Origin of the sequence: Rhodococcus sp. OK302 (assembly GCF_002245895.1) — a bacterium.
Taxonomy (GTDB): Bacteria; Actinomycetota; Actinomycetes; order Mycobacteriales; family Mycobacteriaceae; genus Rhodococcus_F.
Genome location: NZ_NPJZ01000002.1, coordinates 308431 through 330922, shown reverse-complemented (window position 1 = coordinate 330922; position 22492 = coordinate 308431). Strand labels below are relative to the sequence as shown.

Genomic DNA, 22492 nt, shown 5'->3' with positions numbered 1-22492 from the left:
GGACCCTCCGCAAGTACATGCCGGCGGGCTTGTTGCGTCCGAACGCGGTGGAGATGAGGTACACGTAGCCGCAGTGACGTTTCAACGTCCAGCACTGATCGAGTGCTATCCCATCGGTCCACTCCCGGCGACACCAACGGCGACGGTTCCAGACGATTTCGTACCGGTCGCCGGCGGATGACAATAGAAATCTGAGGTGATATGGGTAGTTGATGTCGGGCACCGGTAGGGGCAGTCTCTTCCTTCGAGTTCATGCGCTGGGTTAGCGTGGCAGCCCTATTGGCTGAGCGATCTGCAAGCAGGCTGCCCTGACGCAGATTCTTCAATCCAGTCATTGGAGAGTCGTTTTGTCGCCCGAGGTGAGGCCGCGCCGGGTCCGCAGTGGGGACGGACATAAGGTATTGACGGGTCGGTGCTGGATCGGTCCGGAGGCGGGTGGACAAGATTCCGAACGGTTTCCTAGTATCACCTGCGTGCCTGAGCAGGATTCCTCCAGAACTCGCGCGCGCGACATCGATCGCGCCCAGACATGCGGGTTGCTCGACGCCGGATACGGTGAGGGACAGCTCGATCCCACCGAGTACGAGGTACGCACCGCCGCGGCGATGAAGGCCAAGACGCTCGGTGAACTCGACACGCTGGTCTCGGAACTGCAGATCCCCGAGCATCTCGTCGAGGCCACCCGGGCGCCGGCGCCGCGGCGCCGGGTTCCCGGACGCGTCGTGGCCGCCGCCGTCGCCGCGGTCCTGGCGGTCGGCGGAACACTGGCCTTCGCCACCCGCGGGGACTACGCGGCGCCCACCACCGGTGTCGCCCGGCAAGCTCCCGCCTCTGCGCCGATCCCGGCGGGCGAGCCACAGCCAATCGTGATCGAGCCGATCGATCCCCTCACCGCCGACGGAGTCCGCGAATTCGTGCGTCAGCTCGGAGCGAAGTTCGGCGGGGATCTGCGGGTGGACCAGGTGACCTTCTACTCCAGCTACGTGTTCGTGACCCGGATGCTGGAGGACCAGCCGCACCGCGAACAGGATTGGAGCTTCCGCGCCGGCTTCTCCACATCGAGAGATCCGGAGTCACGGCCCCTTGACACCGCCACCGTCGACCTCGCGGCCCTCGACGTGGACCGGCTCGGCGACGTGATCGCGACGGGGGCGAACCGTGTCGGGATGCCGTTGGGAAGGGTGGAGTACATCTTCGTACGCCCGGACTCGCCAACCGAAGGCTTGGTCACCGTCCTGTTCAAGGACGACGCGGACCGATCGGGATCCGTCGACACGCGTCTGGACGGCTCGGTCGTCAACGTCTCCCCGGCCGAGGGATGATGATGATCGTGCGGAATCGTCGCCGCCCCATGACTGCGACAACGCGGCTGCGCGCCCGCGACGTCGACCGCGACGCCGTGCGCGACGCCCTCGACTCGGCCTTCGTCGATGGCCAGCTGACCGATGTCGAGCACCGAAATCGGACCGAGGCGACCCGGTCGGCGCGCACGCTGGCCGACCTCGACCGACTCGTGCGGGACCTGCAGCTGCCTGCGGATCTGCGGGAGAGCGTGACCACGCCGTCACCGCCGCGGAGCACCCGCTGGGCCGTCGCGCTCGCGACTGTTGTCGTCCTGGTGTGCGGAATCGTGGTGATCACGTCGGGTCGGAACAACGACGATCCGGCCGCCACCACGGCTGGAGCGCCAGCGGAACTGACCACTGCGGCGGGTTTCGGGCGGATGCTCGACGAGATCGCCCACCACCTGGACGACTCGCAGGTCGACCGGCTAACCGTCTACCCCGCGTACGCGACGTTCTCGCGCCCGGTTCCCGGCCAACCCGGCCGCGAGCAGTCGTACCGGTACGAGGTGGAGGGTGGGCAGGTCCGGATCACGAACGACGGAACGTCGCCCAACCGCACCGAGGGCGTGCCCGTCGACCTCGCGGAGCTGCTCCTGAACGTTCCCCGGCTGATCGGGCTGCTCTACGGCGCCGATCGCACGCTCGGCGTGGGCGACCCGACCGACGTCTACCTGATCGCAGACCGCGGGGACGACGGACCGGCCGTGGGCATCTACCTGCGGAACGAGGACACGGGTGCGCACGGCTTCCTGACGGTCGGCTTCGACGGCACCATCCGCAGCGTCTACCGAAGCGACCAGTAGTTTCTTGCCCCTCATGTCCTCTCGCAGCACTGGGCACGCACCATTCACCGCGCCCACGACACCGTCGACGGGATCGTCCACCGTGGGCGGTTCGCGGGCGGCACGGCAGTCGCCGTCTTCGAACGTGCGTCCGACGCTTTTCCTGCCCGACCCGAGTTGTCGCTCCCCGTGCACATCCCGCACTCCCCGACGATCGACGCCGCCGCCCGTCAACTCGGCTACACGATCACCCGAGGCGGCGGTTACGCCGACTCGGCCCAGCTCATCGCGGACACGGCGAAGCTGTGCAACGGCACTGCCCGATATCGGGCTGATCCATCGACGAATGGAATGCGAGCCGGCCCGGCCGAGGGGCGAGAACGGATCTGAAATGAAGGATCGAATCATCGGACTGTTCCGCTCTACGACCAGGACGGGCTCACTGTCACAGGAGACTCGCCATCTCCTGACGCACAAGGTCGGCGGGGTCCGAGTTTTGTCCTCACCCGCTGGTCTTCATGCCGAGGGAGCCGTCCTGACTAGCTCGTAGGCAGCCAGCGGTGCGAGAGTGTCCGGGATCCAACACGATGTTCCGGAACGTGACGAGAATCCTTACTGGTCAATGTGCAGTAGTACACAAGTTCGGCTGTATTCGGGTTCGCGCCGAAAAGGTGACGGCAGAACAGGTCTCGACCTCTGGCTCTGGGTGACCGCCGATGTAATCTTCGTTGACACTGCCTGATGGGGTCAGTCTGTTGGGGTCCACGCTGTGAGCGCGGCCCGCTCGTCGGCGGACAGACGACGCAGCGTTCCGGCTTCGGGGTCGGCGAACGCGAGCTGGGTGGTCGCGGTGACCGCAGGTTTCGAGTCCAGTGCGGTGTGTGCGGAGCGCACCTCGTAGCGGAGGGTGACGTCTACGGTGCGGAGCTTCTCGATCCACATCGTGACGGGGAGTGGGCTGTCGGAGTGTGTGAGCGGGGTGCGGTACCGGACTTCGATCCCGGCGACGACGGAGGTGCCGAAGAGGTTCGCGCTTTCGGGGCCGGCGGAGAGCAGTGAGTCGGTGCGAGCTTCTTCGAGGAGGGTGACCATGCGGGCATGGTTGACGTGCTTGAAAGCGTCCATATCGGACCACCGGACGACGACATTCGAGGTGTAGGCGCGGGCGGTGGTGGCGGTCATCGGTGGAAATCTCCTCGGCTGGCCCCATCAACCCACCAGACAGTGAGAGCGGGCGATGAAACGGTTCACCTCGGTCGGGCACGCGCAACGGTTCCTGTCCGCGTTCTGTTCGATCTCGCCGCACTTCCGGCCGGGCCGGCATCGACTCACAGCAGTCGAATGGCGTACCGAGATGGCAGACCGCTTCGCGGTTTGGCGGGAAGTCACCGCGAACGTCGTTGCCGCCTGAAAGGTGAACAACCCGAAGGTGTTCCATAGCAGCATCTCAACAATCAACTGTGCCGCTACACTTTTCAATCAACGTGATGGTGCCCCTCGAGGGTTTTAGTAAGGACTGCGTGAGGTCAGTCATCACCAGCGCTATGTGGGTCGGCACCGCGTAGATCCCTCACGGTCCGCGTCGGTTGCCGAGGCGGGTGGAACCTTCGCAATTGCAATGCTGCGCTGCAAGTTCGACAGGCGCGACTCTCGGCCTTTTCTGCTGGTGAGCACTCCCATATTTGTACAGAATGTAACTCTGCGTAACAGAATTTGTTCGAACGCATACCCGCTGGTCAGCAACGATGGAAACTTAGCGATCGATAGCTCGGGCTTGACATCCATCATTCGATGACTGTTCAATGAGGCCCAGCTCACGGCCAGTGAGCCAGTCGACGTGGATGGAGGGGGTGTTTAGTTTGATGCTGGTTCTGGTGAGTGTTGCCGCCGAAACTTCGGAGGTGCCGGTCGACATGCCGGCCTTGTGGAGCTTGGCGCCTGGAATCTTCCGTGAACCTGTCGATGTGTGCCATCCGGCGCCGACGTTGAAGGCTGGTTGAAGCCTTGACTTTTGCTGGGCTGAGGCATCGACATGATTGGATAGGTCCTCGCTAAATCTGCATCTGACTTCTCTTATTTCATTACGGGGCACCATATTTGAGCTTTCCAATGCGCAGCTAGCGGGTATACGACGATCTCGCTGCGTGGAATGGCATCTATTCGAAACTGGAGTATGTTCCTGGTCCGGAAAGGCTTGAAGTTTCGGAATGGGTTATTGCCCAAGTGCTTTCGTCTCATCCTCGCGGTAGATTGCAGACGTCATGGAGATAGTGGGGAGCGGAAGCTTGGTTACCCAAGTTTTTCGACGTTGTCGAGGTATCGACTCGACTTGCGGTCTCGAGTAAATCGAAGGTTTGTTTGGATCGCGCCTTGTCGCTCGCGCTTATGAAGCGGCGCACGCCCGTGTCGTTCTTCCGCGCTTGTGGGTGCCAATCATGAGACCTCTTTGCGGCCAACCGAAATCATGTCGCCGAGTGGAGATTGCCTCACGTACTGCAAAGGCCGATCGGCCATGCCTAAAGCTGCAACCCGAGAGGTTTCAGAACACCAACCCGAAGGAACGACTAAATGACCACTGAGCAAGTTGCGGATCCGATAGCCGACCAAACTCGAAGTGTTGACCGGCGACGTGCCTGGAGCATGACCGGGCTCGTCGTTTTTCTCTACGTCGTCAACTTCGCCGACAAAGCCATTCTGGGTATCATCGCCCAGCCACTGGCACGGGAACTGGGACTGAGTTCCACGCAGATTGGAATGGTCGGCTCACTGTTCTTCTTGACGTTCACCATCGGAGGCTTCCTTGCGGGCCCACTGAACAAGTATCTGTCATTGCGTTGGGCACTGTTAATCCTGACTGCGATTTGGTCAGTGGTGTTGCTGCCCCTGGTGGTAGCAGCCAGCCTGGTCACTCTCATCGTCGGTCGTATGCTCTTGGGTCTTGCCGAAGGCCCGAGTTCCGCGCTCATGCATACTGCGGCCTATTCGTGGCATCCACCTGCAAAACGTGGCCTCCCAGGGGCGTTTCTGATGGGTTCGGGTACTGTCGGGAAGCTCCTCCTCGCGCCAGTCCTCACCTATCTCACTGTCTCTTACGGCTGGCGAACGGCTGTCATCACGTTGACCTTCCTCGGTATTGCATGGTCGGTATGTTGGCTGATCGGCTGGAAGGAAGGCCCCTACGTCGGAAAGTCATCGAAGTCGCAGGCTGGCGACAGTGCGAACGATGACGGTGGGAACGCTGAGCCCAGCGTTCCATGGCGAAAGATCTTCCTCAACCGCACATTCCTGAGCTGCAGCGCTCTGACTATTGTTGTCTACGCTTTGACCACGGTTGTATTGACGTGGCTCCCTTCGTATTTCGAAAAGGGGCTCGGGTACAGTGCGTTGCAGGCAGGGTCGATGTTCGCTCTCCCATCCTTGATCGCCCTGGTCTTGATGATCATTTCGACCGTGGTGACTGACCGATGGCTGGCGGCCGGGGGACGCTCCCGAACCGCTCGGATTCTGGTTCCGTGTATCAGTGTGCTCATCGGAGGTTCCATCCTGGCGGCTCTGCCACTCTTCGACGTACCCATCGTGGCGGTCATAGTCCTGTCGCTCGGTTATGGGGCCGTGAGCATGGTATTTCCCCTTCTCAACGCAGCCATTTCCGACCTGTGCCCACCTCAGCAGACGGCTGGCACTATGGGTGTGTTCCTCGCAACGATGGCTATTGGTGGTCTCATTGCGCCATATGCCACGGGCGTCATCGTTGACCATGCAGCGACCCCGGTTGCCGGTTACGGCCTGGCGTTCCAGGGAATCGGCGTCCTCGCCGTCATCGCCGCCGTCGGAGTACTGATCTTCGCGGATCCCGACCGCGATCGGAAAGCCATCCGAGGCTGATCTTTACACCGTTCCAGTTCATCTGGATCCGCCCTCGGCAGCGTTCGCGCTCGATAGCGAGACTCTCTCGCTGTGAATGAACCAGCAATGTGTCGGGCTGGCAGTCGAATGACTGTCGGCCTGACAACACGGCCGGGGACAATGCCCGCCGACATCCGCACCGAATATCTCCGTGCCAGCGCCGCCGCCGTCGATTCGGTCGTCGCTGACTACCGCGCGTCCGCTGGTATCGATCTCGACCACGAACTGGGTTCAGGCGCGTGCTCGTCGAAAGGTCGGTTAGGCTGAATTGGAGTTGGTGGCCGAGTGCTGCCGGCGTTGGGCTGTCGACTCGGCCACCTGCATGTTCCCACCAATGTGGCACGCGATTTGCCCTTGAAGATGCCAGCCCCGTTGTCATGCGGCAAAGCCGAGTCAGTCGTTGGGCAGGCGCAGCGTGAAGACTGTTGCTCCGTCGACCGGATCGACGTCGATGCTGCCGCCGTGCAGATGCACGTTCTCGACTGTCAGGGACAGGCCGAGTCCGCTGCCCTCGCTACGCCCGCGGGCAGTGTCGGCTTTGAAAAATCGACGGAAGATCGCTTGTCGGTGTTCGGGCGAGATTCCGGGTCCGTGATCGATGACCTGGATGACGATATGGCCGGGTTCGGTGTGCAGTTCGACGCGCACCGGAGGCGATCCGTGACGCAGTGCATTGCCCACGAGGTTGGCGACAACGATATCGATTCTCCGTGAATCAACTCGGGCACTGATGCTTTCGGGGGAGGAGAGTTCCACGATATCGGACCATCCGCGGCTCTCGAGCGTGCGCGCGGTCAGGAGGACGAGGTCGATATCGTCCAGCACCAGTAGTGCCTGTTGAGAGTCGTGTCGCGACATTTCGATGAGGTCTTCGACAAGTCTGGTGAGTTTTGCGATTTCGCTGCTCACGATCCGGGCAGCGGCGGCGGCGTCGGGTGGCAGGTTCGGTATCTCTTCGGAGAGGATCTCGCCGACGGGTACGAGCGCTGACAACGGAGTACGAAGCTCATGCGAGACGTCGGCGACAAATCTCCGGGATTGCTCTTCCGACTCTTCGAGTTCGTTGATGACAGCTTTGTTACGTGCCACCATGTTGTTGAATGTGGTTGTCAATTGCGCCAATTCGGCAACGCCGTCTTCGGGCAGCCGGACACTCAAGTCGCCCTCGGCGGCGCGTGAGGCTGCCTCGTCGAGCCGTTTGAGCGGACGGACCAGGGTCGATGCGATCCAGAATCCCAGGAGTCCGCTGGCCAGAACTCCGAGTGTGAGGGTCAGTCCTACGACGCGCAGAAGATCGTTGAATTTGTCTTGCACTCCGATCAAGGGGCGAACGGCAACGGCCGTGACGACGGTCGGATTCTCGCTGCCGTCGATCGTTGAGGTATCGGTGCCATCGACCGACATGTTGAACTTGTCTTGTACCCCGATCAATGGGCGGACCGAGGGGTCTGTGACGGCGGTCGGATTTTCGCTGCCGTCGGTCGTTGAGGTATCCGTGACTTCGACCGAAATGCCGAGCAGGATTCGTTCGGAGTCGAGTCGCTCGAAACGAATCAGCTCGGTACTGCTGAGGTCGTTCGAGAAACTCGACGGTATCTCGGACGGATCCATGGCGCCTTGCCGGAGTACCTCGCCGTCTGCGATGACGGTCATGTCAGACTGAAAGTACTGTATGAGGTTCGCTGGCGTCAGTCCGTTGATGTACGCACCGTTGATCGGCACCACCTCGTCGCGGAACTGTGCCGTCGCAACGTCTTGGGCGTTGGAGTAGATCCATGACCTTGCCATCAGCGAGACTGCGCCCGCGGTCGCTCCGGCGATGATCACGACGATGGCGATGAAGACGAGAACCAGTCGAGTGCGGAGGCCGTTGACGTGAATTCGGGCCGGGTTCATCGGGGTTGGAGATTGAATCGGTAGCCGAAGCCGCGGACGGTTTCGATGAACGTCGGTTCGGTCGGGTCGTCTTCGATCTTGCCTCGGAGGCGCTGCGCTGCGGCGTCGACGATGCGCGAATCCCCGAGGTATTTCTGATCCCAGGCGGCCGGCAGCAGTTGTTGACGGCTCAGGACCAGTCCGGGGTTCTGGGTCAGGGCCAGAATCAAGCGGATCTCGGTGGGCGTGAGGGTCAATTGTGTTCCGGACTTGCGGATCTGGAGGGAGGATCGATCTACCTCGCGTTCGCCGAAAGTCTCGGTAGCAGAGACTATTTCAGTAGTCTGGGTTGTGGGCGCTGATCGTTGTACGACGGCTTTGATCCGGGCGTCGAGTACCCGCGGACTGGCGGGCTTGACGACGTAGTCGTCGGCACCGGCCTCCAGTCCGGCGACGGTATCGATGTCGTCGGATCGTGCGGTCAGAATAATGATGGGGATGGCGCTACGGGTGCGGATGCGTCGGCAGATTTCGTAGCCGTCGGCACCCGGAAGTCCGAGATCGAGAAGTACCAGGTCTGCGGCGAGCAGAGCGTCGTCGAAATCGGTGTTGCCGTCGGGCCGCTGGCTGACGGTGTGCCCGAGTCGGTTCAGCCCCAACATGATTGCCTCAGCGACTGCCGGATCGTCTTCTATGAAAAGGATGTTCACCATGATCCGGTACCTTCTGCAGTCGGAGGAATCTCGGTCAGTCCAGGGTACAGGCGTCTCATACTCGGGAAAGTCCTTCGTTGCCGGGGTTGCCGGGGTTGCCGGGGGTGGCGGTGTCGGCGGGTGCCGAGCGCTGTGGAACCGTGCTGTTCAACGGAAAAGCTGACACGGCGAGGGTGTAGCAGCCGACCAGAAGCAACGCACCGATCACGTCGCTGGGCCGGTGCCATTGCAACACGACTACCGAGACAGCCGTGCCGATGGTGATCAAGCCGCCGTTTACCGCAACGACTACTCGCCATCGCCGGGGAGTTGCGAGCATGATCGCGCAGACCAGGGCGGCAACAGCAGTCAGGGTGCCACTGGGGAAGGAATTGTGCATGACAAGGCCGTTCAAATCGGGTCGCTGAAGCGACTGTTTGAGTACCCAGGCCGTGGTGATCGGTCCCAGTGTCACGGCGGCAACGCGGAGTGCCAGTGCAATCGGGTCGTTGCGCAACGTGATCATGAGTACCACGAGTACTCCTCCCACTATGAGATTCGGAGTGACCAGTCCGACGAATGCCGCGGACGTCGCCCCGAGATCGTCGGAGTCAGCCGCGCCCACCATGATCTGCTGATCGAGTATCTGGCCGCCGGTGGTGTTGACTGCGAACTCGAAATCGAAGATTCCCAGTATCAGGAGTGCCAGTGCGGCAAGCAGTCTCGGTAGTTTGACACGCCGCATGGTCAGGCGCCTTCTCCCTCTTCAGAGGGGTTGCTCAATTGGGGCGGGCAATCGCCGCCGGGGTGGGTCGCCAATTCGAAATGCCACATTTCATTGGCGTAGGTCTGACACAGTCCGTAGTCGCTGCCGTGCTGGATGAGCCAGTCGTCGGCATTTGTCGGGCCGATGTCGACGGCTCGTCCGCTGACGTGCTTCGAGAGGTTCGGCGGGTGCACCCACCGTGCGGCTTCGACTACGCTGCGGTACTTTACGACTGCTTCGTCCCAGAGGCGCTGTTGAAATGCCGCCGATCGCCAACCGGAGGTGACGTGCATGGCAACGCCGGACTTCTGGGCATCGGCGGCTGCCGAGTGAAGTGCGGCGAGCAGCGCGGGGTCCAAGCGTGCCAATGCGGGCAACTGTGTGTTGTACGGGCTGATGCTGTCCTCGATCTCGCCGCCGGCCGGTCCCGAGTCGACAGAAGTATCGCCGAGACTGACGTTGTCCTCGATCTCGCCGCCGCCAAGTCTTGAGTCGGTAGAAGTGTCCGAGTCCGGCAGATAGCGGAGGAGGCTACCGTGCCCTGGCTGATCGGGGGACTCAGCTGAACAGGAACCGAGTGTGAGTGCTCCGAGCGCGAGGAGGCAGATGATTCGGCGGTCGATGGGCATGGAACCGAGACTGCTCGGTTACTGTCACAGTGAGGTGGTGACTACTCGTCGACTGCGCTACAACCTGCTACAGCTTTGTAACAAGTCAGAACGGTGAAGGTAGCAGCAATTGGGGCAGGCGGTGTGACACCAATTGCTACTACCGCCTTCGACGAGCTTTCAGCACACGGGGGACGGTAACCATTATTGGTGTCGATTCTTGGACCTGCCCCGGTGTTTCTTACTCATGCCGGTGTGAGGCACCGTCACGTTAATCTAAAAGTGTAGCGGCACATCTAGTTTGGGGCAGTCTGTTACGGGACACCGCCGGGCAGTTCAGTTCCAGGCGGCGTTGGTCGCGGTGATCTCCCGCCAAACCACGAATCGGTCGGCCATCTCGGTACGCCACTCGACCGTGGTCAGCAGGTGTCGGCGTGGCCGGAAATGCGGCGAAATACCCGAGAAAGCGGAGAGAAGCGTTGCGCGTGCCCGGCTGAGGTGAAGCGTTTCATCGCCCGCTCCCGCTGTCGGGCGGGTTGATGGGAATTCTCGGCCCGGTTGCTGAAAATACTTCGACTGCCGATGCTCGACCGAGGCCAGCATCTCGCGGTGGGCGACCTGGTAGCTGCCGAGCTTGAGTTCCTAACAACAGTCAAGCGACATCGAGCCTCGTAGACTCGGAATCGGTGGGCCGGGATGTTGGAGCGCTCGGCGACTCCTGTTGCTCCCGACCCGCCCTCACCTTCAGCCGCTTCGACTGACGTTGGTGAGCGGCCTTCTCGCGAATCTTCGGGTCAACCTGGTGGTGTTCACGGACGATGCTGAGGCCCTCCGCGGGCGTGATGACGTGGCCGTCGGTATCGCGCAACACGTAATGCTCTCCGGCACGCCAGCAGGCGGCAATCCTGGTCAGCAGCATGGTCGCGCTGTGACAGATCGCAGAGTCGTGGTGACGTTCGGAGTTCATCAACCGGACATACTTCGCCGCGAGCTGCGGGTCCGTCTTACGAGCGTGGTCGGCGGCATTGAACAAGGCCTCCCGCAGGAGTGGGTCCCCGGCCTTGGTCAGTCCGTGCTGGTGGTTGCGCAGTCCGGACTGGCTGACCTTGGGGACCAGTCCGGAATAGGCTCGGATCGCGGCGAGGCTGGGAAACCGGTGCGGGTCACCCATCCGGCCGGCGACGACAGCGGAATTGACCGGCCCCATCCCCGGCGCGGAAGCGATAATCCCTGTCGGGTCGGCTTCCTCGTAGAGATCGGCGATCCGCTCGTCGAGATCCTCGACCTGCTCGGTGAGCACTCGGGCCTGCAGTGCCTCGACCGCGATGTCGGCGGCGAGTTCGGCGAAGTCGATGCCGTCAGGACCCCACAGTTCGAGTGATTCGCGCGCCGCTGCCAGCAGCGTTCGGGCGTGTTCGTCGCGCCAGGCTCCGCGGGAATACCGGATCAGGAATCGGGTCAGACGAGCGGGGCCCAGACGCAGGATGCTGGTGGGGTCGGCGTAGCGGATCAGTACGGCGAGTGCGCATTTGCCGTAGTTACTGCCCAAGGCGTCGTACCAGGTGGGGCCGAGCAGTTCGAGTTGCGCGTCCAGTCGTTGGTAGATCGCGGTGCGCCGCTTGACGATCGACGATCGCATCTTGACCGCTCTGCGCAGCGGGTCGGCGGGTCCGTCGCTGGTGTGCTCGCGCAGTCCTTCCGGATGGAGCAGCGGTAGCCGGGCGAGCAGTTTGGAGTCGAGGTGGTCGTTCTTGGTGTGTTTGGAGTAGTAGGCCCGCAGGTCAGCGGACTGTGTGGTGGGCACCATGACGATGGTGGCGCCGCGGCGGCGAAACCACGAGGCGACCGGCGCCCACGCGTTGCGGGTCGGCTCCAACACGACGGTCACGGCGTCTTCTTGGTTGAGTCCGATTGCAGTCCAAAGCTTTTCGAGGTCTGTTGGTCGGGTGAAGAACTTTTTGCCGGTCCACATGTAGGTGCCATCTGGGCGTGCGAGCGAGGCTTGATGCGCTGCCCGGCATGCGAGGTCGATTCCGAGGGTGAGGTTCATGTGCTGTGCCTTTCTGTTCGGGAGAACGTCGACGACAAGCCCGGAACGGGGGGACGGCATTGCCCAGACATTCTGTAAGCAGGAGTCCGTCTGCACGAGGCAGCTCCAAGTTCCTGAACAGGGACACCGATCTGACCCGGGCGGGTCCGCGGGCGGACACTCAAGCTTCAGGAATCGCCAGGCGTTCCAGTCGGTGTTTCGTTCGTCTCGTGGGCCCTCACCCAATCTAAATGTCGGTGACGATCACCCGCGGCACATAGTGCAAGCCTTTGAGCAGCTTACGGAAGAATCGCTTGGCGGCGTTACCGTTTCGGTGGGACTGGACCAGGACGTCAAGCACAGTGCCGTGCTGGTCGACCGCCCGCCACAGATAGTGTTGCCGACCATTGATACGGATGAACACCTCGTCGAGGTGCCACTTGTCGCCGGGTTGTGCCCGGCGTCGGCGCAGCTGGTTGGCGTAGGCCTGCCCAAACTTGGCGCACCACCGGCGGATCGTTTCGTAGCTCACCACGACACCGCGTTCGAGCATGAGTTCCTCGACTTCACGGAAGCTGAGCGGGAACCGGAAGTACAACCACACACAGTGGTTGATGATCTCGACCGGGTAGCGGTGACTTTTGTACGACGGCATTGCGGTGCTCACCCCACCGATTCTCCCAGTTTGCCGCGTTCAGCAACGTGACAGTGCCGCCGTGACGGTGCCGGTCGGCAAGGTTGGCATCGCCACACGATTGGTGCGAGGCCTGGTCCACAACACACGGCCGGCCAATGCACGCCATCACCATCGTCCGCAGCTCAACGACCCCACAGCCGACGCCCGGTGGTTCCTGCTGTCTCAGGTCGACGGGGTCACCGTCACGACGGCCGATGGGGGCGGGGTGGTCTATCGCAAGCGCGACAACATCCAGGCCCGCGCGTTGCTCAAGGAACCCGTCGCTCTGCGCCGTGAACTCACGGCTCGGTTCTCTGCACTGAAGGACGAGTATCGCGCTGCGGTACCGCATCTCACCAGCAAGGAAACCTGGGAGCAGGTCTTCAGCTACACGAGCTGACGTGCGGTAGCAATTTCGACGGATCTCGGGCGTTGGCGGGTGCCTTGTCACTGTCAGCGAACATCGTCCGGTCCCTGACCGGCGATACACAAGCTCGGGCCCGCGCGGCTCTCACTTCTGCCCGCGATGCCAGCGGCGGCGGTGATTGGAAGTCATTGAAGTGGGGTGTCCTTCAGCGTCGTCTCGAGGTGCTCCCCGGTTTCGCGGCCCGACGTTCGGTGTTCAGATGCTTTCCCTGCTTGGGAACAGGCCGATGTACGGCAAATGGTTGTACAGCTTCGTCGTGTCCTGGATGCTTTGCGTCGGGTCGGCGTAGACGAACATGGCGTTGGCGGTATGGATGCCTCGTTCAGCGCATGCCTTCACGATTGCTGCTGCGGAGGCATCCGATTCGAGCGTGCTCTCGGCGATGAGTTCGGCGACAAGCATCGGAACATCATCGTGAATGCTGAGCAGCAGATCGTCGTCGTAGGCGTACGCCTCGTCGAGGTCAATGTTGAACCCGACACCGGCGTCGATCGCGGAGACGTCCTCGTCTTTCCAGTAGGCGTCGGGCACATCGAAGTAGGCGAAGAACTCCGCTTCAGTTTGTTCGGTCGTGCCGATCCAGAAATGCAAAGCGGAGAAGGGGGCGAGTGGTTTCGGCGGTCCATAGGTATCTACCCAGTCGAAGAGGGTGCCGGGGGTAAGTCCCTCGCGCCGTTCGATTTCGGGGAAGCCACCGGGTGGCGTCCGGTTGAATGCTTCGTCGACAAGATGCCGCTTGTACTCTTCGCTGTGCCGCGGGTTCATGAGAGGACCCTTTCGAACTCGTCGACAGACAGATTGCGCGTACGCGCGGGCGACCCGGGTAGAGGACTTGCCAGAGTGCACATAGCGGCAAGTGAACTCGCGGCTGGTCGAACGCCTAAGGTGCTGAAAGTCATGGTTTCAGGTTAGAGGGTGCCAGTGCGCGGTTGATGGATTCGCATGACGGACCCAGCTGCGGACATGCTTCCCGGTAAACGTGAATTCGGGGGATAGGCGGGCTGTCAGTCAGATCGCAGAGGCCGCTGGTCGCCGGGCAAGAATCCGCCGCTGCCAGGCTGACGTTGTCGGGACATCACGAGGACGTAGAGGTCGTCTCCCATTAGGTGAGCGTTTCGTTGCCAATCTGGTTCGTCCAGTCGGAAGTCGAGCAAGGTGATGACCTTGTCCGAACCGCCAATTGCATCGAAGTCCGGTGCTTCTAGGGGCAACACGTAGGTGGCTTTTTGGCCAGAAGGCTCGAGCCGCCATGAAAATGAAACGACGATGGTCCTGCCAATCGGGCGTACGAGGACATCGCTCATGTTCACCCATGGCGTTCGGCCGTATGAGGGGGAACCTGGCGCCGGCGCGAACCAGCCCTCCGCGCCGTCTTCGATCGGCGCGGAGGGTTCGGTTGGGAGCGAACTCGCAGCCTGAAGATAGTCCTCGAGTTGCGATGCGATTTCCCGCACGAGTTGATGATTCAGCATGCGTCAGTTTCCCAGCGTTTGATGCACCCACGTCAAAACGCACACCGAAACCCGCAGAAAGGCGTTCAGTGGTTTTCGGTCGGGGTGGTTCGATGTGAGGTTCCGCGCGGAAACGGGCGCGCCGGGTCTGCGGACGTAGGCCGGGGTGAGGGACGAGAGGACCTTGGTGTCGTCGTCGACGAGCAGGATGCGGGCGGTGTCGGTCACCTGATTCGTTGCGCCTGAGCGCGGAGGAACGAGGCCCCGGCCGCCCGCAGCACCGACCGGGTCAGCAGGCCGGCGTGGCGGATGGGACGCTCGCGTTCCTGGGTCAGGTCGCGGCCACACTCGCTGTTCGGGGTGTCGGACTGCGTGGCCGGGGCCGGATTCGCAGCGGGGGTGGAGATTACGACCGGTGCGGTCTCGGAGAGGCCACCGCTGGCCCAGGCAACGCCGGGCACGGCGATCGCCGCGACAGCAGCGATTCCGGCTGCGGTGATGGCTACTCGCCGGCGGACAGGGTTGTCGATGATGGACTTACGCATGGGTGATCCCCTCGCTCGGGGTCGTGGCCAGGATGGCCTCGACATCTCCGAATTTGTGGGCGGGAAACTCAGCGTTCGTTAGTGAACTCTTAGGGGTTGGTTAGAGAATCCTGCTCGTCTGCTGTGATGATTGCCGCGCGATCCGCAGCACACCGCGAAACTGGGCTCGGCGCAGCACCGGAACAGCGCTTCGCTCACCGACACGAGTGCATAATAACGCTCCCTGCCCGCCGGCAATCTCACCAAAGGCTCTATGTTCTAAGACTTTCCGTCCAAAGAGGCGATCGCCCAGCATCTCGTTCAGGGCTGGTCTCTCGCTGTTGCGACCACATTCTCCCGCGCCCATGCCACTGGCGAATCCGCTACCGGCCAACTACGAAACGTATTCGTCGATCTCGCGCGGAAAGGCGACAGTGATCTGCTCCTGCGCGACGGAATGAAACTGACCCTCGAACCTGCCGTCGACGGCGCGCATCAGGCCTACCGGCAATGGGTCGACGTCACCTGTGACCTCATGGACCAGGGCATCGGCTCCGGGGCGATCAGCGACACAGCGGCCGGTCACCGCCTTGCATGGAATCTGTGCGCAGGATTCACCGGAGCGGTTCACGGTGTCGAGATCCTGCGTGAGGATCTCGACCTCGCCACTCGCACCTCGGACATGCTCTCCTCGTATTTGACGAATGCAACGCCGACCGCACACGATCGAGGACTCGCATGACCGACACCACCGAGTGCCGCCCCGACTACCGTGCAGATTCTGCGTGCCGCGATCACCGACGTTCGCGGCACGCTTCGGGCGCTGTATGCGGGGCCTACCGCGTCGCCGGAGGTCGAGACTTTCCTCGCCGTCGAAGCCGAAGACCAGGACATAGTCGCTCACCTCGCCGATGCAGCTCGCAGTCTTCGGGCGGCCCATGCGATTGTGTGTGCACATCGTGACAACCTCACCCACCGCATGTGACGTGATGTCCTGGATCAAGCGCAATGCGCTGTCGAGGCGTTACCGCGCACGTCTTCTTTCGTGATCTGGGATGGTAGAGATGAACGACGGTGATCGAAAAGACCTGACCGGCAATGTCTTACAAGTTCACTGAGGACGGAATCGCCGACCTCGATCAAGCTGCATGTGGCCCACCCCCCGGCGAGTACACAGCCGGTTGGCGGGCCATCTGTGCGTTACGGGCGGAGGAACCCCTTCGGCTCGCCGCTCCGCACATCACACAATATTCCTTCCCGAAACGCCGAGGCAAGAACTTCCCCTGTAACAGGTCAGTATCAGTCTTTGTGCAGCTCACCCCGCTCGGTTTCGAAAATATGTTCGATTAGAGTGGTGTCTCGTGCGTCAGGTTGTCGCGAGGGGTGCGACACCGCGGGAGCCGCCACGTTCGCGCGCACGCAAGATTCGGCACCAGCGGTGACCGTCACGCATGCGACTGCACATGCCCAACCCCGAAGCGTCGTGCGGTGTGTCAGCGTGGACTGGCGGTGTGCGAGGAACTTGATCCGCTGCAAGGAGATATCCGATGAGCCGTAGCCGCCTGATTCCATTGTTTGGCGCCGCCATTGTGCTCTGCACTCTCGGCGGTGTCCTGATCGACGTTCCTGGTGCCGCCATCGCCGGATGGTCGGTTGCCGTCCTCCTCGGGATCACATGGCTGGTTGTCGAACTGACTCGGCGGCTCGATCAGCGTCAATAGTCGCCAGCCGATCTCCGTCAACGCGTTGGGTGGGCGCCTGAATCATCAATAGTGCTGGTGCCCAGTACATTTCCGGACATAGGGTGTGTTGCCAAACAGGTATCGGTGCCACGCTGGTTACCATGTATCGCATGAGTATGCCCGGTTTTCCGCGTATCACCTCCGTGGACGAGGACGGGTTCATATGCCTCGTCGCCGCAGGCCATTACGACGGATTCGTCGGTACAGACTGGGAGTTGGACGAGCTCCTGACGCGGTTCGCCGAACAGATGAGCCGCGGTGCACTGTTCGTCGCCTACGCGGGCCCCGATGCCGCGGGCGGAGAGCTGCGAATCGTCGCGGAGGGGTCGTCGCAGCGGGCCGAGCGGGAAGCGGCAGGAGTGATCGACGCGGCCGACGGCGTCTGGTTGACTGACTACACGCAACTCACGATGGGCGCGCAGTTCGACGATGAACGACCGGAGACCGACGATCCCGACTCCCGACTCTCTGTCCCCGCAGGACGGTATCGGATCCTGCTCCGCGAGTTCGCATCCGACGACGGCCCGGTCTTCGAGCTCGTTGTCTCTCCGGCCGGTGTTGACGACACGGTGGCGCACGCCGAGGTCCCGTGGTTTGAGTAGGAACCGCAGTGCCCGCCGAAAAGTGCTGACCTGCGCGCCGCCCCGAGCACTCGACGATCGCTCCCGGAGGGTGTCGCGAAAGGTCGGTGGTGAGCCAGTGCGGGATGGCGGCGAGGCAGTGGTCGGAGTGGTAGTTGCGGGCATTCTTGTCTGAGCGCATTGCGATCCCGCGCCACTACTCGAGCGCCTATGAAGCACCCTTCGAAGACGTTGCGACCAGATCCCCGCAATGGTTGCTGACGCCGAGCGTGTCCGGCAGGTCGGTGCGCTCCGGAACGAGCGTTGAACGAGAAGGAATCTCGGTGACGTTCCTCGACGCGTTTGACGACGCCGCTGAGACCCTCACCCCGGGCTGACGCCGCTGAGACCCTCACCCCGGGCTGACGCCCAGCGCACCCTGTCTCAGTGTCCGACATCGCCGCCACGGACCGAGTAGCGGCCCAGAGTTGCGCCGCTGGAAACCTCACATCAGAGTTTCAGTGCTGCGACCTGGGGTGATGGCACGTCCCGGATGGCGGTTGCATCTGGTTTGTACCGATTGCCGTCGACGAGAAGGCGACGGACCGTAGTCGTCGGGCATGGGGGAATCACCGAAAGTATCCGGCCATGTCCTGACGGCATCGACTCTGCGCGTGGGCGTGGGAATCGCGCTGGTACTCACCGGATGTACGAACGACGACCGAGGAGCCGAGAGCACGGACACCACGACATCAGTAGTTGGACGCAGGCGGAACCGTAGGTGGATTGCTCGTCCGGACTGTCCGGGGAGTTCGGGCCCGCGCGCCCCGGCGCCGCCGAGGTGATGGTTCCGGACACGCCGCTGTTCGCTGAGGTGTGCCGCTACGAGAAGGCCGGTGGAGAAGAGACCCGACGCATCTCGAAATGCTCTCCGACCTGCGTAGATGGCACGTCCCGGGCGGGGCTGCCGGAGCAGTTCCACGGACTGCAACGAACGAGGTCACGAACTCGAAAGAGTCCGTGGCCTCGTTTTCGTTGGCAGGGTCGGCCGGGAAGGACGTCGAGACTTGGCGCGTGAGCGCCGTCGCTTCTGGCTCTGTGGCTCAGGTCTACGTCAACGCGGAGTGAGCGAGCGATCGGCGTGTAGCGCGAGGTGAACGTGTCCGTGGCTTGCAGGCGCTGCTGCTTGACGCCCGAGCGCCTCGGGTCGCGGTGGCGTCCCGGCGGATCTCAGCCTCGAGCGGATCCGGATGAGCTGTGGGTCAGAGACGGGCAGGCCTCAGCGGCTCAATGACCTGGGCCTCGGAGCGCTCGCGCAGCTTGAGAAGCGCCTCGTCAAGGCTCGGGCCGAGCAGGTGGAGGGTGTTCATGCCGCGCGATTCCCACACCGGAAACTCCTCGTCGGCATTGCGGCTTGCGACGTCCCAGAGGAGAAGGTCGCCGTTCTCGCTCCAGCCGAAGACTTCGAGTCGTTCGGCGAGGTCCCAGCTACCGTCGGGCTCGATCATCCAGTCGAATTCCTCCTCTTCGCCGTCGCGGAAGACCGTGTGGAAGTGTTCGGTGAGGTTCGCTGCACGGGCCCGCCCGTCCGCGAAACCGGATTGCACGGGCGGGTAGATGAGCCACAGGCCGAACGTGCGGGCCCAGCCGCAGGAGCGAACAAACTCGCGGTAGCTCTGGGGGTACCCGCCGCCGTCCGGGAAACGGAACGAATCGAGTGCCTCGAAGTCGACATGCTCGAACGAGGGGGATTCAGGCGTGGGGACACTCATGACTCGATTATGGTCGGGTTGCTGGAGCCGCGCCCCTGGAGCCGGATGGAGGGAAGGCGGCGACTGTCAGTCCCACACCAGGAACACGACGCGTTCGTGTCCGGCCACTGCAGGGATCCGGCAGTACTCCTCGCCCGACATCGGACGCCAGTTGACCGTAGACATCGCAGGTAGAGCCCAGGATCGCGTCGAACCGCGCGAGTTAAACTAGTGTCGCGTTTCGCTGATCTTCGCTGATCTTCGCTGCAAGTCGACACATACGGCGGTGTACCGGTTAGTTGGGCGACCCATCGATGGCGGCCGGAGCAACTCGTGGACGGCTCTGGGTATGAGCCGGTAGGGCGTCCGACGCACATTCGAGGAAGAACTGCGATTCGAGTTCTTGGCGGTCAACAACGCGTTCTCTCACTGCCGTTGGCAGGATGCATCGCGCGTCTGTCGAAGAACTCTAGGGCTCGAGCGGTGCGTCGAGCGCGACGTGGGGTTCCCAGCGATAGCACCATGTGGATAGCGGTTGGCCAGATTCGTTGAGCTCGGGGCCCACCCTGGCATAGACCGCGTTCGCGGAGGTGGTGATTGTTGGCGGCAGGGGGATTGAAACGTCCTTGGAGTCGCCATGTCGCGGTCCGCCGTAGAGCCATACCGTGACGACAGTTCGAGCGGAACGTGACTGATCACTCACAGACTTGATTCTATGCGGCGCGCTGTTCCCACTCCAGAATTGCAACGTCAGGCGCAACCACTCAGATGGATGAGCGAGATGCCTTGCGCGAGTTCTCGTATGTCGCCGCCCAAAGATCGTCGTATGCCGTAGACGGGTTGAGCCGGTCAGAATGCTTCTGCCAGTAGCCTTCTCCGAATACTCGCAGCATGGCGTAGTGCCACGCTTGGTCATGAAAGATCGCGCCGCGGTCGGGGTCATCAGCAGACTCGTACAGATACATGGTTTTCGCGAAATGTGCTGCCGCATCAGGATCCAGGTGACCCAGCATCTCCAACGCCCATGCCATACACCGACGTTCCGCCAGCAGATATGCTGTGTACTCTCCTTCGTCACTCCAAGCGATATCCCTCATCGCTCCTCCAAGAGTCCGCGCAGGTACTCGGCGGTGTCCGGGTGCGCGGCGTTGACGGCTGTGACGATGTGTTCGCGGCGATCGTCAGCGAGCGCGGCGAGCGCACCGATGAACTTCGGGAGTTCGTTCCTCCGACGCATGAGCAGTGGGTTGAGGAAGTCGGGTACCTCTCGCCAGCGCGCGCCGTGGCCGAGTTCCATGATCGCGAACACGCGGTCGAAGTTGCTCGGGAAGTCCTTCTCGTTCGTCCAGGCGTGATCGACGCGACCGCTCTCGCGGAACGCCTCGGCTGCGGATCTCCAGTCCTCGGGCCAGTCGTCCGGGATCGGGTCGAGCACCGGCTTTCTGTTCGTGCCGCCGAGTGCCTCGTGGATCGGTTCCCACTCCTCGTCTTCACGGACCCAGCGGCCGAGCGTTCGGCGCACGAGCGCGCGCTGCGCATCGCCCCAGTTATCGGTCACAGTGAGGAACGCGCGGGTCGCGTCCTCGCTACCCGTGACGAACATCGAGCCGATGCGGATGCTCTCGTGATCCCCGCGCGACTCTAGCCAGTTCGGCAGCACCCGGGTGGTGGCGGCTCCACCCGTTGCCGAATCGGCTTGCGAGAGCAGACTGTAGGCGGCCTCGTAGATGCCGTAGTCGTCGAGCGGGTGCAACGACCACAGGATCGCATCGATGGTTTCCGCCTCGATGGCCCGCCCGTCGAGGGCATCGAGCATCGCGAGGTACCGATCGACGCCTGCCTGCTGGACGGCGTCCTCCTCTTCGCTGAGCGGCCCTGCCGCGTCCTGATGGATACTGCCGCCCAGGCCGATCAGCTCGTCCCGCCACGCCTGGCCGGGACCCTCGTCACTCATCTCCGGTCCTTGTTCGACCCCGATTGATGTACTGCTCGACCAGTGCAAGCGCACTGTCGTCGAGCGTGCGACCTGGCACGAAGAACGCCGTCTTCCCCGCCATGTTCCGAAACACGATGCCGTCCTTGATGCGCACCGCGCCGGAGAGCGAATTCCACGGCGCACGCGATGAGCCGAACCTGCCGTCCAACCCCAGCCCGTCAGCATCGATCCGCACCGTGAGTCGAGATCCGACACTCATGCCGTCTTCAACCGCCTTCGCGGCAACGCGACGAAGGATGACCACGAAGACGACAAGCAGCAGCGTGAGGGCCGCGATCACCCCGAATGCGAACACCCCGATGGGGCGACCCGACACCGCCAACACAATGCCGACGACCAGTGCGATCGGGAGCACGATCATGCCTGTGATCCGCAGGCGACGCGTCACTGCCGCATCGACAAACGCCCGCCGGACAGCCGCCTTGTCCGCCCCGTCGATCGTGATGCTGTTTTCGAACACAGACCGCGGCTCGCTTCCATGCGTCGCCGGCACGGTGAGTGCCGCACGAATCCGTTCGAACGCCTGGCGAGTCTCCGACGGTGCGAGGAAGTCATCCAACGGCGCCCCACTCGACTGGAAGTCCGCCTGCTCGAGCAGAGAGATGCCGAGTGCGGCGATCGGCTCCGACGATCGTTCCTCCAGATACGCGGCCCACGTGTCCAGTGCGGTGATCGCGCGCAGGAGATCGGGATCCATGTCGCCATCTGACAGGTCGCCTTCGTCGATCTCCACAATCCATACCCGAAGCTGCTCGGCAGAGGCCGTACCCACTGTGTTGGCCGCCGCGCTGACGGCGCGTGCTCCGGCCTCCGTCAGCTCTGCTGCCGCTGCCACCGCCACGCCATGCGCGGTGAGGAGCTCCCGCGTGACCGCGATCCCGAACTCGACCTGCGCCTCGGCCGTAGCGTGGGCTGCATACTCACGAACGGAGTTCTCGACTTCCTGATAGCTCCTCACGCCGCGCCGCCTTTCCAGCCTCGGCGAGGTTCGTCGCGTTTCGTAGCTCCTGGTCGGGATGTGGGAGAGACCGTTGCATATTGGCCCGGGACTCCGGGTCGTGGGGCGTACTCATCACGGACAGTGGTCAGTTCCGTGACTGCGGGCTCCTGCGGCCGCATGCTGTCGTACGCAAGGGTGCTTGTCGCGCTGACCATGACCGAGTGGCTGCCTGTTGCGGTGAGATCTATCGCCGGCTGGTTATCGCTCGGATCGGCCCGCATGATCCTGACCCGGGAACGCGCTGCCGCACTGGTGATCATGTCAAAGGGTCCGTTCGCGAAGAGGATCGGTTTCGCCGTCTCTGCAGAAGCCGAGAGTCCCTCGGACTCGGATTCGAAAGCGCGCTTACCGGATTGCAGGT

At 62.6% G+C, this 22492-nt stretch carries 28 protein-coding genes and 4 pseudogenes; 14 read left to right on the top strand and 18 right to left on the bottom strand.

The features are described from left to right. The first annotated feature begins 473 nt into the window (after window positions 1-473). The 3 genes from BDB13_RS29290 (at window position 474) to BDB13_RS32455 (ending at window position 2518) form a co-directional block, all read left to right on the top strand. Window positions 474-1322 carry a DUF1707 SHOCT-like domain-containing protein gene (locus BDB13_RS29290; RefSeq protein WP_094275536.1) on the top strand — a complete coding sequence of 283 codons (849 nt, stop codon included), beginning with the start codon at window positions 474-476 and terminating at the stop codon, window positions 1320-1322. Window positions 1323-1351: 29 nt separating this feature from the next. Further along, window positions 1352-2149: a DUF1707 SHOCT-like domain-containing protein gene (locus BDB13_RS29285; protein ID WP_094275918.1), complete on the top strand. Its 798-nt coding sequence runs from the start codon at window positions 1352-1354 to the stop codon at window positions 2147-2149. Between the two features lie 168 nt (window positions 2150-2317). Further along, on the top strand, window positions 2318-2518 hold the full coding sequence (locus tag BDB13_RS32455; protein ID WP_176459790.1) for a hypothetical protein: 201 nt from the start codon (window positions 2318-2320) through the stop codon (window positions 2516-2518). Between the two features lie 357 nt (window positions 2519-2875). Here BDB13_RS32455 and BDB13_RS29275 read toward each other — a convergent pair whose 3' ends face one another. Then, window positions 2876-3310, bottom strand: coding sequence for an acyl-CoA thioesterase (locus BDB13_RS29275; RefSeq protein WP_094275535.1), 435 nt, complete (start codon window positions 3308-3310; stop codon window positions 2876-2878). 25 nt (window positions 3311-3335) lie between these two features. Between BDB13_RS29275 and BDB13_RS29270 the strand changes: the two are divergent. From BDB13_RS29270 to BDB13_RS33280, 4 genes and pseudogenes are all read left to right on the top strand, one after another. Further along, a pseudogene (locus BDB13_RS29270) lies at window positions 3336-3539 on the top strand (IS6 family transposase); the annotation flags it as partial. A 439-nt stretch (window positions 3540-3978) separates the two neighbouring features. Continuing rightward, complete coding sequence (locus BDB13_RS32450) at window positions 3979-4128, top strand: hypothetical protein (RefSeq protein WP_169637030.1); 150 nt, start codon at window positions 3979-3981, stop codon at window positions 4126-4128. 568 nt (window positions 4129-4696) lie between these two features. Next, on the top strand, window positions 4697-6013 hold the full coding sequence (locus tag BDB13_RS29265) for an MFS transporter (RefSeq protein ID WP_254923108.1): 1317 nt from the start codon (window positions 4697-4699) through the stop codon (window positions 6011-6013). A 72-nt stretch (window positions 6014-6085) separates the two neighbouring features. Then, window positions 6086-6301, top strand: coding sequence for a hypothetical protein (locus BDB13_RS33280; RefSeq protein WP_254923107.1), 216 nt, complete (start codon window positions 6086-6088; stop codon window positions 6299-6301). 126 nt (window positions 6302-6427) lie between these two features. On the opposite strand, the gene BDB13_RS29260 is transcribed toward BDB13_RS33280, so the two are convergent. The 7 genes and pseudogenes from BDB13_RS29260 to BDB13_RS29230 form a co-directional block, all read right to left on the bottom strand. Further along, entirely contained in the window at window positions 6428-7930 is a 1503-nt protein-coding gene (locus BDB13_RS29260) for an ATP-binding protein (protein WP_094275533.1), read from the bottom strand. Continuing rightward, window positions 7927-8622, bottom strand: a complete 696-nt coding sequence (locus BDB13_RS29255; RefSeq protein ID WP_094275532.1) for a winged helix-turn-helix domain-containing protein — start codon at window positions 8620-8622, stop codon at window positions 7927-7929. Before BDB13_RS29255 ends, BDB13_RS29260 begins: the two co-directional genes overlap by 4 nt. A 55-nt stretch (window positions 8623-8677) precedes the next feature. Then, window positions 8678-9346, bottom strand: a complete 669-nt coding sequence (locus BDB13_RS29250; protein ID WP_094275531.1) for a phosphatase PAP2 family protein — start codon at window positions 9344-9346, stop codon at window positions 8678-8680. A 2-nt stretch (window positions 9347-9348) separates the two neighbouring features. Then, on the bottom strand, window positions 9349-9996 hold the full coding sequence (locus BDB13_RS29245; protein WP_254923106.1) for a M15 family metallopeptidase: 648 nt from the start codon (window positions 9994-9996) through the stop codon (window positions 9349-9351). Between the two features lie 315 nt (window positions 9997-10311). After that, window positions 10312-10611 (bottom strand): annotated as a pseudogene (locus BDB13_RS33865) (DDE-type integrase/transposase/recombinase); the annotation flags it as partial. 16 nt (window positions 10612-10627) lie between these two features. Next, window positions 10628-12025 (bottom strand): IS110 family transposase, encoded by a 1398-nt coding sequence (locus tag BDB13_RS29235; RefSeq protein WP_094275530.1) that lies wholly within the window; start codon window positions 12023-12025, stop codon window positions 10628-10630. Between the two features lie 232 nt (window positions 12026-12257). Next, window positions 12258-12659: pseudogene (locus tag BDB13_RS29230) on the bottom strand (IS6 family transposase); the annotation flags it as partial. 1 nt (window position 12660) lies between these two features. On the opposite strand from BDB13_RS29230, the pseudogene BDB13_RS29225 reads away from it, so the two are divergent. After that, window positions 12661-13080 (top strand): annotated as a pseudogene (locus BDB13_RS29225) (glycosyltransferase family 2 protein); the annotation flags it as partial. A 22-nt stretch (window positions 13081-13102) separates the two neighbouring features. Further along, window positions 13103-13225, top strand: a complete 123-nt coding sequence (locus BDB13_RS33695) for a zinc finger domain-containing protein (RefSeq protein ID WP_141210795.1) — start codon at window positions 13103-13105, stop codon at window positions 13223-13225. Window positions 13226-13302: 77 nt separating this feature from the next. Here BDB13_RS33695 and BDB13_RS29220 read toward each other — a convergent pair whose 3' ends face one another. From BDB13_RS29220 to BDB13_RS32445, 4 genes are all read right to left on the bottom strand, one after another. Next, the gene (locus BDB13_RS29220; protein WP_094275415.1) at window positions 13303-13872 is read right to left on the bottom strand and encodes an immunity 22 family protein; all 570 of its coding nucleotides are present in this window, start codon (window positions 13870-13872) and stop codon (window positions 13303-13305) included. Window positions 13873-14111: 239 nt separating this feature from the next. Further along, window positions 14112-14411, bottom strand: coding sequence for a hypothetical protein (locus tag BDB13_RS31885; protein WP_141210758.1), 300 nt, complete (start codon window positions 14409-14411; stop codon window positions 14112-14114). Window positions 14412-14582: 171 nt separating this feature from the next. Further along, window positions 14583-14786, bottom strand: a complete 204-nt coding sequence (locus BDB13_RS29210; protein ID WP_094275528.1) for a hypothetical protein — start codon at window positions 14784-14786, stop codon at window positions 14583-14585. Next, a complete protein-coding gene (locus tag BDB13_RS32445; protein WP_094275527.1) occupies window positions 14783-15103 on the bottom strand; it encodes a hypothetical protein in 321 nt (106 codons plus the stop codon). Before BDB13_RS32445 ends, BDB13_RS29210 begins: the two co-directional genes overlap by 4 nt. Window positions 15104-15539: 436 nt before the next feature. Between BDB13_RS32445 and BDB13_RS29200 the strand changes: the two genes are divergently transcribed. The 5 genes from BDB13_RS29200 to BDB13_RS29180 all read left to right on the top strand — a co-directional run bounded on the left by BDB13_RS29200 (window position 15540) and on the right by BDB13_RS29180 (window position 17782). Then, window positions 15540-15824 (top strand): hypothetical protein, encoded by a 285-nt coding sequence (locus tag BDB13_RS29200; protein ID WP_141210757.1) that lies wholly within the window; start codon window positions 15540-15542, stop codon window positions 15822-15824. Between the two features lie 30 nt (window positions 15825-15854). Continuing rightward, window positions 15855-16067: a hypothetical protein gene (locus tag BDB13_RS29195; RefSeq protein WP_094275525.1), complete on the top strand. Its 213-nt coding sequence runs from the start codon at window positions 15855-15857 to the stop codon at window positions 16065-16067. Window positions 16068-16629: 562 nt separating this feature from the next. Beyond that, window positions 16630-16803 carry a hypothetical protein gene (locus BDB13_RS32440; protein WP_169637014.1) on the top strand — a complete coding sequence of 58 codons (174 nt, stop codon included), beginning with the start codon at window positions 16630-16632 and terminating at the stop codon, window positions 16801-16803. A gap of 131 nt (window positions 16804-16934) precedes the next feature. Next, window positions 16935-17426: a hypothetical protein gene (locus tag BDB13_RS29185; protein ID WP_141210756.1), complete on the top strand. Its 492-nt coding sequence runs from the start codon at window positions 16935-16937 to the stop codon at window positions 17424-17426. A 146-nt stretch (window positions 17427-17572) separates the two neighbouring features. Beyond that, window positions 17573-17782: a hypothetical protein gene (locus tag BDB13_RS29180; RefSeq protein WP_141210755.1), complete on the top strand. Its 210-nt coding sequence runs from the start codon at window positions 17573-17575 to the stop codon at window positions 17780-17782. A gap of 864 nt (window positions 17783-18646) precedes the next feature. Here the strand turns inward: BDB13_RS29180 and BDB13_RS29170 are convergent. The 6 genes from BDB13_RS29170 to BDB13_RS29150 form a co-directional block, all read right to left on the bottom strand. Further along, a complete protein-coding gene (locus BDB13_RS29170) occupies window positions 18647-19156 on the bottom strand; it encodes a hypothetical protein (RefSeq protein WP_094275521.1) in 510 nt (169 codons plus the stop codon). Window positions 19157-19604: 448 nt separating this feature from the next. Then, window positions 19605-19838 (bottom strand): hypothetical protein, encoded by a 234-nt coding sequence (locus BDB13_RS31875; protein ID WP_141210754.1) that lies wholly within the window; start codon window positions 19836-19838, stop codon window positions 19605-19607. A 61-nt stretch (window positions 19839-19899) separates the two neighbouring features. Continuing rightward, window positions 19900-20166, bottom strand: coding sequence for a hypothetical protein (locus BDB13_RS29165; protein WP_094275520.1), 267 nt, complete (start codon window positions 20164-20166; stop codon window positions 19900-19902). 62 nt (window positions 20167-20228) lie between these two features. Further along, window positions 20229-21089: a hypothetical protein gene (locus BDB13_RS29160; protein ID WP_094275519.1), complete on the bottom strand. Its 861-nt coding sequence runs from the start codon at window positions 21087-21089 to the stop codon at window positions 20229-20231. Then, a complete protein-coding gene (locus BDB13_RS29155) occupies window positions 21082-22089 on the bottom strand; it encodes a YcxB family protein (protein WP_094275518.1) in 1008 nt (335 codons plus the stop codon). Before BDB13_RS29155 ends, BDB13_RS29160 begins: the two co-directional genes overlap by 8 nt. Next, window positions 22086-22391, bottom strand: a complete 306-nt coding sequence (locus BDB13_RS29150) for a hypothetical protein (protein WP_094275517.1) — start codon at window positions 22389-22391, stop codon at window positions 22086-22088. The genes BDB13_RS29155 and BDB13_RS29150 overlap by 4 nt, the downstream gene beginning before the upstream one ends. Window positions 22392-22492: the final 101 nt, after the last annotated feature.